Annotated in this window: 7 protein-coding genes and 1 rRNA gene; 5 read left to right on the forward strand and 3 right to left on the reverse strand. The window is 68.4% G+C overall.

Annotated features, from left to right (window positions below; translation table 11 throughout):
* Positions 1-89: 89 nt before the first annotated feature.
* Positions 90-1,136, reverse strand: a complete 1,047-nt coding sequence (locus QN345_RS09425) for a zinc-dependent alcohol dehydrogenase family protein (protein ID WP_134446165.1) — start codon at positions 1,134-1,136, stop codon at positions 90-92.
* Positions 1,137-1,274: 138 nt separating this feature from the next.
* Positions 1,275-3,461, reverse strand: a complete 2,187-nt coding sequence (locus QN345_RS09430) for an ATP-dependent Clp protease ATP-binding subunit (protein ID WP_134446164.1) — start codon at positions 3,459-3,461, stop codon at positions 1,275-1,277.
* Positions 3,462-3,646: 185 nt separating this feature from the next.
* On the opposite strand from QN345_RS09430, the gene QN345_RS09435 reads away from it, so the two are divergent.
* The 5 genes from QN345_RS09435 to QN345_RS09455 all read left to right on the forward strand — a co-directional run bounded on the left by QN345_RS09435 (position 3,647) and on the right by QN345_RS09455 (position 12,314).
* Positions 3,647-5,578, forward strand: coding sequence for a primary-amine oxidase (locus QN345_RS09435; protein WP_322189078.1), 1,932 nt, complete (start codon positions 3,647-3,649; stop codon positions 5,576-5,578).
* Positions 5,579-5,677: 99 nt separating this feature from the next.
* The gene (locus tag QN345_RS09440; protein WP_166787243.1) at positions 5,678-6,586 is read left to right on the forward strand and encodes a universal stress protein; all 909 of its coding nucleotides are present in this window, start codon (positions 5,678-5,680) and stop codon (positions 6,584-6,586) included.
* Between the two features lie 87 nt (positions 6,587-6,673).
* On the forward strand, positions 6,674-10,081 hold the full coding sequence (locus tag QN345_RS09445) for a DEAD/DEAH box helicase (RefSeq protein WP_322189075.1): 3,408 nt from the start codon (positions 6,674-6,676) through the stop codon (positions 10,079-10,081).
* A 137-nt stretch (positions 10,082-10,218) separates the two neighbouring features.
* Positions 10,219-11,538, forward strand: a complete 1,320-nt coding sequence (locus QN345_RS09450; protein WP_166790701.1) for a glycosyltransferase 87 family protein — start codon at positions 10,219-10,221, stop codon at positions 11,536-11,538.
* A gap of 134 nt (positions 11,539-11,672) precedes the next feature.
* Positions 11,673-12,314, forward strand: a complete 642-nt coding sequence (locus tag QN345_RS09455; RefSeq protein WP_277870862.1) for a histidine phosphatase family protein — start codon at positions 11,673-11,675, stop codon at positions 12,312-12,314.
* A 213-nt stretch (positions 12,315-12,527) separates the two neighbouring features.
* On the opposite strand, the gene rrf is transcribed toward QN345_RS09455, so the two are convergent.
* Positions 12,528-12,644 (reverse strand): 5S ribosomal RNA (gene rrf / locus QN345_RS09460).
* Positions 12,645-12,782: the final 138 nt, after the last annotated feature.

Here is a 12,782-nt window from a genome sequence, read left to right on the forward strand (position 1 = left end):
GTACGAAAAAGGCCCCTTCACGCGAAGCGAAGGGGCCTTTTTCGTACTCTCGCGGCCAGGAAGGCTGCGAGCGGCGGGTTCCGGGCGGGTTAGGGGCGGAGGAGGACCTTGATCGCGCGGCGCTCGTCCATCGCGGCGTACGCCTCGGCGACGTCGGCGAGCGGCAGCTCCAGGTCGAAGACACGGCCCGGGTTGATCGCCCCGGAGAGCACCTCCGGCAGCAGTTCCTCGATGTAGCCGCGCACGGATGCGACACCGCCGTTGATCCCGACATTGCGGCCGAAGAGGGGCTGCATGGCAATCGGGCCACCGGTGGGCACGCCCACGTAACCGACCATTCCGCCGGGTCGGGCCGATGCGACAGCTTGCTCCATCGATTCCTTGGTTCCGACGCACTCGAGCACGAAGTCCGCGCCGATGCCGTCGAACATCTCGTGGATCTTCGCGACGCCCTCGGCGCCACGCTCCTCGACGATGTCAGTCGCGCCGAATTCGCGCGCGACGACCTGCCGCGAGGCGTGCCGGGACATGGCGACGATCCGTGAGGCCCCGAGGCGCTTCGCGGCGAGGATCGCACACAGGCCCACGGCGCCGTCACCCACGACGACGACGGTGCTGCCCGGGGTCACTCCCGCGGAGACCGCGGCGTGGTGCCCGGTGCCCATCACATCTGCGAGGGTCAGCAGGCCCGGGATCTGGGCATCCGTCGGCTGGGACGGTGTCGCGACGAGGGAACCGTCCGCGTGCGGCACGCGGACGCGCTCGCCCTGGGCGCCGTCGGCGAAGCCGCCGAGCCGGTCGTCAGCACCCCACCAGCCGCCGTGCAGGCAGGAGGTGCTCACGCCGTTCCGGCAGTTGATACACGTGTTGTCGCAGTCGTAGAACGGCGCGATGACGAAGTCGCCGACCTTGATCGTGGTGACGTCTGCGCCGATTTCCTCGACAACGCCGACGAATTCGTGGCCGATCCGGTGCGGCTCCTTGGTCGGCTGCACGCCGCGGTACGGCCACAGGTCGGAGCCGCACACGCAGGCTGCGACGACGCGCACGATCGCGTCACCGCCGGTCGAGAGAATCGGGTCGGGTACTTCTTCGAGGCGGATGTCCCGCTCGCCATAGATCACAGTTGCACGCATGCTCCGAGCCTAGTTCCCGACCTCGCCGGCACGCCGTCGCCCAGCCCCCGTTCCGCTGACCGCGAAAGCGGGTGAATCGTCGGTTTCAGGGTGCGAAAACGACGCCTCACCCGCTCTCGCGATGATACGGGCTGCGCTCTAGAGGTCGGCCTCGTCGAGCGGATGCGGCGGCACGGGCACAGCGGGCGCAGGCGCGACCGTGAGGGAGTCGCCATCGGCCGCGAGGTCCACGAGCACGGTGTCACCGTCGCGCACCTTGCCGGAGAGGATCGCGGTCGCGAGCCGGTCGTCGATCTCGGTCTGCATGAGCCGCCGCAGTGGGCGGGCGCCGTACATCGGGTCGTAGCCGCGTTCGGAGAGCCAGGTGCGCGCCCGCGGCGTCACGGCCAGTTCGAGGCGGCGCTCCACGAGGCGCTTCTCGAGCCGGTCGATCATGAGCTCCACGATCTGGCCGAGGTCCTCCATCGACAGCGACTGGAAGACGACGATGTCGTCGAGCCGGTTCACGAATTCCGGCTTGAAGGTCTGCCGCACGAGCAGCTGCACGGCTTCCTCCTTTTGCTCGGTGCTGAGCGTCGGGTCGATCAGGAACGCCGAGCCGAGGTTCGACGTCAGCACGAGGATGGTGTTGCGGAAGTCGACGGTGCGGCCCTGGCCGTCGGTGAGGCGCCCGTCGTCGAGCACCTGCAGCAGCACGTCGAAGATCTCGGGATGCGCCTTCTCGACCTCGTCGAACAGGATCACCGAATACGGGCGCCGGCGCACCGCCTCGGTGAGCTGCCCGCCCTGCTCGTAGCCGACGTAGCCGGGAGGCGCCCCGACCAGGCGGGACACCGAGAACTTTTCGCCGTACTCGCTCATGTCGATGCGGATCATGGCCTTCTCGTCGTCGAAGAGGAACTCGGCGAGCGCCTTGGCGAGCTCGGTCTTGCCCACGCCGGTCGGTCCGAGGAACAGGAACGAGCCGGTCGGCCGGTCGGGGTCGGAGATGCCCGCCCGGCTGCGACGCACCGCGTCTGCGACCGCGCGCACGGCGCGCTTCTGGCCGATCAGCCGATGCGCGAGCTCGCCCTCGAGGTTGAGCAGCTTCTCGGTCTCGCCCTGGAGCAGGCGACCGACGGGAATACCCGTCCACATCGCGACGACGGCGGCGATGTCCTCCGCGGTGACCTGGTCGTTGACCATCCGCGGTCCGTCGGACTCTGCCTGCTCGGCGGCGGCGAGTTCGCGTTCCATCACGGGGATGTCGCCGTAGAGCAGCCGGGAGGCGCGTTCGAGGTTGCCCTCGCGCTGGGCCCGCTCCGATTCACTCCGCGCGGTGTCGAGTCGGGTCTTGAGCTCGCCGACCCGGTTGAGCGAGGCGCGTTCCTTGTCCCACCGGGCCTGCAGTCCCTTCAGGGTGTCCTCACGTTCGAGCAGGTCGGCCCGCAGCTTCTCGAGCCTCTGGCGGGAGGCGTCGTCCTTCTCCTTCTTGAGGGCCAGCTCCTCGAGCTTGAGCCGGTCGACGCTGCGGCGCAGCTCGTCGATCTCGACGGGGGCGGAATCGATCTCCATCCGCAACCGGCTCGCGGCCTCGTCGATCAGGTCGATGGCCTTGTCCGGCAGCTGACGCGCGGTGATGTACCGGTTCGAGAGGGACGCGGCCGCGACGAGAGCGGCATCCGCGATCGACACCTTGTGGTGCGCCTCGTAGCGCTCCTTGAGGCCGCGCAGGATCGCGACCGTGTCCTCCACGCTCGGCTCGTCGACGAGCACCGGCTGGAAGCGCCGCTCGAGGGCGGCGTCCTTCTCGATGAACTCGCGGTATTCGTTGAGCGTCGTCGCTCCGATCAGGCGCAGTTCGCCGCGGGCGAGCATCGGCTTGAGCATGTTGGATGCCGCGACAGAGCCCTCCCCGCCGCCCGCACCCATCAGGGTGTGCAGTTCGTCGACGAAGGTGATGATCTGACCCTCGGCGTCGTTGATCTCCTTGAGCACGGCCTTCAGCCGCTCCTCGAACTCGCCGCGGTACTTCGCCCCGGCCACGAGGGCGGCGAGGTCGAGCGCCACGAGCTGCTTGCCCTTGAGTGAGTCGGCCACGTCGCCGGCCACGATCCGCTGGGCGAGACCCTCGACAACGGCGGTCTTCCCGACACCGGGTTCGCCGATCAGCACCGGGTTGTTCTTGGTGCGGCGGGTGAGCACCTGGCTCACGCGGCGAATCTCGGCGTCCCGCCCGATCACGGGGTCGAGCTTGCCGCTCTTCGCGATCTCGGTGAGGTTCACGCCGTACTTCTCGAGCGCAGACTTCGCCTCTTCCTGGGGCGGCTGCTGGCCTGCTTGCATGGGAAGTTCCTCTCTCTCGTGCGACAGCCCGCCGACAAACAAAGCTGAGTCGCGTCGACTCAAGTTTAGAGGCTGGCGACGCTCGGCGCCAGCACTCGCGTCCGGCGGTACCGGTGCCATAATGACCGCAAACGGCGGCAGGCGACAGCGCCGCCGAGACACGCCTTCGATGATGAGGAGCCCCGATGACCTTCCATCCCCTCGACCCGCTGACGGCCGACGAGTTCACCGCGGCCGCAGCCATCGTCGGCCGCGAGCGCGGTGTCGGACCGGGCTGGCGCTTCGCCTCGATCGAACTCGTCGAGCCGGGCCGGCACGCCAGGTCCGCCTTCGATCGTGCCGGTGCGGTGCCCGAGCGCCTCGCCCGGCTCGTCGTGCTGAACCGGGCCGAGAACAGCACCTGGGTGGCGCTCGTCTCCCTCAGCGCAGACGCCCTGCTCGACTGGACCACGGTGCCGGGCGTGCAGGCCAACTTCACGGTCGACGAGTGGGACGAAGCGGATGCGGCTCTCCGCGCGCACCCGGACGTCGTCGCCGCCCTCGCCCGCCGGGACATCACCGATCTCGACAACGTCTTCATCGACACCTGGACCTACGGTGACGCCGTCATCCCTGAGCGATTCCGGGGCAGGAGGATCGGCTGGTCCGACGTCTGGGTGCGCGCGGAGGCGGGCGCCAACCCCTATGCCGGACCGGTGAGCGGACTGCACTTCGTGATCGACGTCAACACGATGGAACTCCTCGACGTCGAGGACTCGTTCGCGGTCGACCGCCCGGCCGTGATGGGCGAATACGTGCCGCATCTCATCCCTCCTCGCATCCGCGACCTGAGCCGGCGGCCTCCGCTGAGGCCGCTCGACATCGTGCAGGCAGAGGGGCCGAGCTTCACCGTCACCGGCCACCGGGTCGAGTGGCAGAACTGGTCGCTCCGGGTCGGCTTCAACTACCGGGAGGGCATGACGCTGCACGAAGTGAGCTACCGGGACGGCGAGCGCGTCCGCCCGATCGCCAACCGGCTCTCCTTCGCCGAAATGGTCGTGCCCTACCGGGATCCGAGCGTCGATCATTTCCGTCGCACGGCTTTCGATATCGGCGAGTGGGGCCTGGGCTTCATGACGACCTCACTCGAACTGGGCTGCGATTGCCTCGGCGAGATCCGCTACCTCGACGCCGTGCTGCACAACAGCGCCGGCGAACCGTACTCGATTCCCAACGCCATCTGCATCCACGAAGAGGACAACGCCGTGCTCTGGAAGCACGTCGACCACGATGGCGGATCGGAGGTACGGCGGATGCGTCGCCTCGTCGTCTCCTTCCACGTCACCGTCGCGAACTACGAATACCTCGTCTACTGGCGCTTCTACCAGGACGGCAATATGGAGTGCGAGGTGCGCGCGACCGGGATCATGGTCGTCACGAGCCTCGACGCGGGCCACCCGCATCCGAACGGCACCCTTGTGGACACCCGCACATACGCCCCCTTCCACCAGCACTTCATCGTCGCCCGGATGGACCTCGACATCGACGGGACCGAGAACACGGTGTTCCGCTCCGAGACGCGCGTCGAGCCGATCGACGAAGCGAATCCGCTCGGCCTCGCCCTCACCCAGCGGAGCACGCCCATCGAGACCGAGGGCTTCGACGACTACGACTGGGCGACCCAACGCAGCTGGAAGGTCGTGAACGAGGCGACGTTGAACGGGCTCGGCACCCCGGTGTCGTACAAGCTCGTTCCGGGCGGCGCAATTCCCTCGTTCTTCGACCCCTCCTCGCCGGTGTTCCAGCGCGCCCAGGTGATCGGGCACACGGTGTGGGTCACCCCCGGAGACGAGACGCAGCGCTGGCCCTGCGGCGAGTTCGTCAACCAGAGCGCGGTCGACCACGGCCTGCCCGAGTGGACCCGCGCCGGGCGGCCGGTGCGGAACACCGACATCGTGCTCTGGTACGTCTTCGGCATCCACCACATCACCCGCCCGGAGGAGTGGCCCGTCATGCCGGCCGACACCGTGTCATTCTGGCTCAAGCCGGTCGGCTTCTTCGACCGCAACCCCTCCCTCGACGTGCAGCCGGGTGCCGCAGGACACGCGCACGGACATGAGCATCACGACCAGCACTGACCAGCACTGACCAGCACTGAGCAGCACCGAGCAGCACCGGCCACGAAGCGCACAGACCAGCCCCACCGACATTTCACCGAGAACCCAGGGAGATCCAGCGTGACCAGGACAGCGAACTACGTCGTCGCCTACGAAGCGACCGATCGCGGCAATGATGCCATCGAACTCGGGGTCGCCCTCGCCCGGCTGACCGGAGCCGAGCTGCGGCTGTGCCTCGTGCTGCCGCACTCCACTATCGCGCCCTCCCGGCTGCGCGCCTCCGGCTCCGACTTCGAGGCACTCCTCGAACAGCAGGGCCTCGAGTGGCTCGCCGGCGCCGCGGCGAGAGTGCCGGCCGACGTCGTGGCCACGACGCACCTGATCTGGGCGGATGCGACCTCCGACGGGCTGCTGAGGGCCGTCACGGAATTCGACTCCGACCGGATCGTCGTCGGAGCCTCACGCCACGGCATCCGCGGTCGCTACACGATCGGCAGTGTCGCAAACGCCCTCCTGCACGCCTCGCCCGTACCCGTCGCCCTCGCGCCGCACGGGTACCTCGCCCCGGCGCAGATCTCCCGGATCACCTGCGCGATCGGAACCCGGCCCGGCTGGTCGACTCTCCTCGATTCGTTGCTGGCGTTCACGGAGGGCCTCAGCGTTGACGTGCGCTTCCTCACCCTCGTCGAGGTCGACTCCCGGCGCGCCCAGCACGGCGAGTCGACGCCCGCTGTCGAGGCGGCCCGGACCGCGGAGAGCACGGCGCATCTCGAATCGGTGCTCGAGTATTACTCGACGCGATCGTCTGCTCCGGGCGCCATCACGACCGAGGTCGCCGTCGGCGAGAACGTGGAGTCCGCGGTGGAGGCCATCGAGTGGCGAACGGACGAAGTCGCCTTCGTCGGTTCGAGCCGCCTCGCCCAGCCGACCACGATCTTCCTCGGCATCACCGCCCACCGGATGCTCAACGCCCTTCCGGTGCCGCTCGTCGTCGTCCCCACCGGCGCCGCCGCCCGCCTCGCCCGCTGAGCGGCAGCGGAGGCCGCCGCCGCCTCCGCTGCCGGCCACACCGTGGGAGAATGGGGTTCGACCTTCTAAGGAACCCTCTTCCCCCTTATGGCTCACTCTCTCAGCTCACACGAGATCGCCCTCCTCGTCGGAAGCCAGGCCTTTTCGCGCGGTGAACGTTATGCGCGCAACGGCCACGTCCTGTCCGAAGTCTGGGACGACTCGGGCACCAGGCTCATCGGAAAGGTCCGGGGCACTGGACGCACGCCGTACACGGTGACCATCTCGTTCATCCTGAATCCCGCCGGTGTCGCGGTGCGCGCGACCGGGCTCTGCACCTGCCCGATGCGGAGCAACTGCAAGCATGTCGCCGCCTTGCTCGTCACGAGCCGGAACGGCGGGAATCCGGGCTCGATCGAGGCCGACGAGGCCGACGTCGACCGCTTCCGCAGGCGGTCCGCGCCGCCGGCCCTGTATGCAGTCCAGTCCCCCGCAGCAGCATCCGCAGCGCCCGCCCCGACCGTCCCGCGCTGGCGCAGCGCGCTCGGCGGCCTGCCCACACCCGGAGAGACGGCCGCGCGGACAGGGACGGAACTCGCGTTGCAGTTCCAGGTGCTCGCCCCGGTCAACTCCCGGTTCCAGTCCGGTGGACGGCACCTCGCCGCCCGGCCGATGCTGCTCGGCAAGCAGGGCCGCTGGATCCGCGGCGCCCTGACCTGGGACAACATCGCCCAGACCGCAGGCACCGCCCAGCGCGCCCAACGGCGGGTGCTCTCCGCGCTCTACGCCCTGCACCTCGCCGGACGCCCGTACTACGGCTCGGCGACGCAGTGGATCCAGCTCGACGACTTCCCGGACCGGGCGCTCTGGGGCCTGCTCGAGGAGGCGACGGCCGCCGGCATCCCGCTCATCTCCACCTCGGGCGCCCAGGATCCCGTGCGCATCGCCGATCGTCCCGCATCACTCGAGCTCGACATCCGCCGCACACCCGGCGGCCTCGCGCTCACCCCCACCGTCGTACTCGACGAGCACCGGCTGCCCGGCGGCCGGTTCGGTTTCACGGGCGACCCGGCGCACGGCATCTACACCTGGCAGGATGCCCCGGCCGGGGACCCGACCGGAGGCAGGCTCACCCTCGCGCCGCTCGCTGTCGAGGTCAGCAGGGAGCTGCGGAACCTCGCCGCCACCGGCCAGTCCATCGACGTGCCCACCGCCGACGAGCCCGACTTCCTCGCCGAGTTCTACCCGTACCTCCGCGACCGTGCGCGCGTCACGAGCCGCGACGACTCGTTCGAGCTGCCCGAAAGCCCGCGCCCCGAGCTCACGCTCACGATCAGCCACCAGGCGGATGCGCGCATCGCTCTGAACTGGGCGTGGCGCTACCAGGCGGGCCCGGCCGCCACCAGCACCGGCACCAGCACCAGCACCGAAACCCCAGCAGGGGAATACGACCTCGAACTGCGGCCGGCTCCGGGAGAGCACCGCTACCGGGACTCCGCCGCCGAGGCACGGATCCTCCGCTCCGTCGACGAACTGCTCGCACCCCTCACCGAGCTCGCCCCGCGGCGCGGCGGGGTGCCCCGGCTGTCCGGGCACTCCGAACTCACCGGCGCCGGCATGATCGACTTCCTCGAGGGGGTCGTGCCGCGGCTCGAAGTACTCCCCGACGTCGTCGTCGTGCAGAGCGGCGTCGTGGTCGACTACCGGGCGGCGGACACCGCCCCGGTGATCAGCGTCGGCACGAGCGAGCGCCTCGACGACCGGGACTGGTTCAATCTCGCGGTGTCCGTCTCGATCGACGGAGAGGACGTGCCCTTCGACGTGCTGTTCCGGGCCCTCGCGACCGGCCAGGACATCCTCATCCTCCCGAGCGGCACGTACTTCAGCCTCGACCGGCCCGAACTGCACACCCTGCGCCGCCTGATCGAGGAAGCCCGCAGCCTGCAGGAACCATCCGCGACCTCCCTCGGCATCAGCCCCTTCCAGGCCGACCTCTGGGAGGAACTGCAGGAACTCGGCGTCGTGACAAGCCAGGCCGCCGGCTGGCGCGACATCGTCGCCGGGCTCACCGACGTGGAACGGGTACCGACGCTCCCGCTGCCGGACGGCGTGCACGCGACACTCCGCAGTTACCAGCAGTCCGGCTTCGAATGGCTCGGCTTCCTTCACGACCACCGGCTCGGCGGGATCCTGGCCGACGACATGGGGCTCGGTAAGACCCTGCAGGCGATCGCCCTGATCAGCCGCGCGGTGGCCGCACGCGACAGCGACGCACCCGCGCACCCGTTCCTCGTCGTCGCTCCCACGAGCGTCGTCTCGAACTGGGCTGCGGAGTGCGCGAGATTCGCGCCGGGCCTGCGCGTCGCATCCGTCACGGAGACCTCGCGCAAACGGGCGACGGGCATCGCAGCCCTCCATGCCGAAGCGGATGTCGTGATCACCTCGTACACGCTGTTCCGCCTCGACTTCGACGAGTACAACGCGGTGCCGTGGGCCGGTCTCCTGCTCGACGAGGCCCAGTTCGTGAAGAACCGCGCATCCAGGGCCTACCAATGCGCCCGGCGCCTCGACACACCGTTCAAGCTCGCGATCACCGGCACCCCGCTCGAGAACAATCTGATGGAGTTCTGGTCGCTGCTGTCGATCACTGCGCCCGGCCTGTTCCCGAGCCCCACCCGCTTCGCGGACTACTACCAGAAGCCCATCGAACGGGATGCGAACGACGAACGGCTCGCCCAGCTGCGCCGCCGCATCCGCCCGTTCATGCTGCGCCGCACCAAGGAGGAGGTCGCCGGTGACCTGCCGAGCAAGCAGGAGCAGGTGCTCGAGCTCACCCTGAACCCCCGGCACCGGGCCGTCTACGACACCCACCTGGCCCGGGAACGGCAGAAGGTGCTCGGCCTGATCGAGAACCTGAACGCGAACCGTTTCGAGATCTTCCGATCCCTCACGATGCTCCGCCAGCTCAGCCTCGACGCGGGCCTCTACGACGCCAAGTACGACGGGATCCCCTCCACCAAGCTCGACGCGCTCCTCGAACTGCTCGAAGACATCGTCGCCGGCGGGCACCGCACCCTCATTTTCAGCCAGTTCACCCAGTACCTCGGCCGGGCCCGCAACCGGCTCGAAGCCGCCGGTATCAGATACTCCTACCTCGACGGCAAGACCCGCAACCGGGCTGCGGTGATCGACGAGTTCAAGACCGGTACCAATTCGGTGTTCCTGATCAGCCTCAAGGCCGGAGGCTTCGGGCTCAACCTGACCGAGGCCGACTACGCCATCCTGCTCGACCCCTGGTGGAACCCCGCGACCGAGGCGCAGGCCGTCGACCGGATGCACCGGATCGGCCAGACCAAGAATGTGTTCGTCTACCGGCTCGTCGCGAAGAACACGATCGAGGAGAAGGTCATGGCGCTCAAGGCCACCAAGGCACGCCTCTTCGACAGCGTGCTCTCCGCCGACGGCGCCAGGGGAACCGCGCTCACGGCCGCGGACATCCGCGAACTGCTCGCCTGACCGCCATCAGGCTGTGAGCTCTCTCAGCAGGAAGGGCCGGTAACCGGGCAGAACTGTCTTGCAACCCAGCGCACAAACCTATAATTTGGATGAAGTCTGCCCTCCCGGGCTTTTGGCCGTCTGCAGAGGTGAGTGAAATGTCCTACATTCTTGACCAGGTCGACCACCGGGTCCGACGCGTTCTCACGCCCGCCCGCCGCCTGTGGCTGGAAACCCCCCGCACCCTCGTGATCGGCTTCATCGCCATCCACGTCGTGTTCCTCCTGGCCCTCCTCCCCGCGATCCTGACCGGCAATGTCCTCGGCGACCTGCCCCTCTACCGCACGTGGGCCCAGCAGGGCCTCGTGCACCACGTCTGGATGGGCATCAACGTCGAGTGGGTCTACCCGATCGGCGCCCTGTTCCCGATCGTGTTCGCCGGCCTCGGCGGTCCGCTGTTGTACCAGCTGATGTGGTTCCTGATGACGGCCGCGCTGAACGCCCTGGCCGTCATGGTGCTCACGGATGCCGGCCGCAAGATCAGCGGCTACCGTTCCGCCTGGTTCTTCCTCGTGATCAGCTTCGTCCTGAGCCCCGTCGGCCTGCTCCGGCTCGAGGGCCTCACCGCCCCGCTCGTGATCATGGGTCTCGTCCTGCTCGCCCGTCGCCCGATCGTGGCCACAGCACTGCTCACCATCGCCACCTGGGTGAAGGTCTGGCCGGCGGCCGTCGTTGTCGCCGTCGTTGTCGCGTCCCGGCGTCGCATCACGGTGATCCTCACGGGCATCGCGGTCACGGCCGGCGTCGTCGGCACTGTCTTCGCTCTCGGCGGACTCAAGTACATCACCGGCTTCGTCACGATGCAGTCCGACCGGGCTATGCAGCTCGAAGCGCCGATCACGACCCCCTGGGTCTGGCTCGCCGCCCTCGGCCACCCGAACACGTTCATCTACCAGAACTACGCGATCGCCACCCGCGAGGTCAGCGGACCCGGCACAACGCTCGTCGCCTCCCTGATGAATCCGCTGATGTTCATCGCCATGGGGGCGATCGTCACGCTCATGCTGGTCGCGTTGCGCCGTCACCACGACGTCTCGCAGCTCCTGCTCGTCGGGTCGCTCGCGCTCGTCGGCGCCTTCATCATCTTCAACAAGGTCGGGTCCCCTCAGTACATGCTGTGGCTCGCGCCCGTCGTCATCGTCGGAGTCAGCCACAGCTGGCACGCCTGGCGCGCGCCGGCGTACATGATGGTCGCCATCGGCGTTCTGACCACGCTGATCTTCCCGGTGTTCTACATGCCCCTCGTCAACGGCGACCTGTCGGCGCTCGTGCTGCTGACGGCGCGCAACGGCCTCCTGATCGTGATGTTCGGCTGGTCTCTCGTCACGCTGTGGCGCATGGTCGTGGCTCCCGTCACCTCGCCCGCACTGCTCTCCCGCCGCCTGGCCGCGAGCAACTCGCGTAGCGTCGCCGCCTGACCCGGCGTCAACCCGCGCAGTCTCCACCCGCCCAGAGCCGGGCGTAGCCTTGCCGTGCGTCGCAGGCGTTCGGGCAGGGTCCGGGCCGCCTTGGCGATTCCCGGTTGGGTCCCCGGCCGGGGGACAATGGAGTAGTGACTTCACCAACGACCTTCGCCCTTATCCGCCACGGCCAGACCGACTGGAATGCCGCCATGCGGATCCAGGGTCTGTCGGACATCCCGCTGAACGACACCGGGCGCGCGCAGGCCGCCGAGGCGGTCGGCCACCTGGCGGACTACGACTGGGACTTCATTGTTTCCTCGACCCTGTCCCGGGCCGCGGAAACCGCCGACCTCATTGCGGACGGCCTCGGCCTCACGGTGACCCGCCGCATCCCGGAGATCGTGGAACGCAACTACGGTCCCGCAGAGGGCCTGAGCGCCGGCCCTGAGCTCGACGCCCTGCGCATCGATGGCGGTCCGACCGGCAACGGCGGCTTCATCGGCGCGGAGTCCGAAGCGGATGTCGCCGCGCGCGGCCTCGAGGCCTTGCGTGAGCTCGCCGTGGCGCACCCCGGGGCCCGGATCATCGTCGTCTCCCACGGCACGCTGATCCGCCTGACCCTGATGAAGGCCCTCGGCGAGTTCGTCGGCACCATCACCAACGCGGCCCTGAACGTCGCCAGCCTGGACGACACCGACTGGTCGCTCCAGGTACTCAACGGCGAGGTCCTGACGGCAACAGACGACCTCGACAACGACCTGGACGCCCTCGACGCCGTCCCCGCCCGCTGACCCCTGAGCTCCCGCTGACCGCTCCCGCTGACCGCCCCCGTTGACCTCCGCGGGTGGCGCGCCGGTTGCGCCGTTACGCGCCCGGCGTGTCCTGGGGCGTAGCGGCGCTGGTGTCGCGCGGGGCCAGTGCAGGGCTGCGAGGCTGGCTGATGCATGTGGGTTAAAGCAGAAAAGCCACCCCGTGGGGTGGCTTTTCTGGTGTTGCTAAGTTAAGTCCGGCGGTGTCCTACTCTCCCACAGGGTCCCCCCTGCAGTACCATCGGCGCTGAGAGTCTTAGCTTCCGGGTTCGGAATGTGACCGGGCGTTTCCCTCTCGCTATAGCCGCCGAAACATCTTTCGATGGATCGATTCTATATTTTTCAGTTATAGACCCCGGGTGTTATACCGGGGTTGTTCTCGACCGTACGTCGAGAACCACATAGTGGACGCTTGCAGCTTATTCAAACTGGTGTGTTATCAAATTATTG

Origin of the sequence: Cryobacterium sp. 10I1, assembly GCF_035019805.1 — a bacterium.
In the GTDB taxonomy this organism is placed as follows: Bacteria; Actinomycetota; Actinomycetes; order Actinomycetales; family Microbacteriaceae; genus Cryobacterium; species Cryobacterium glucosi.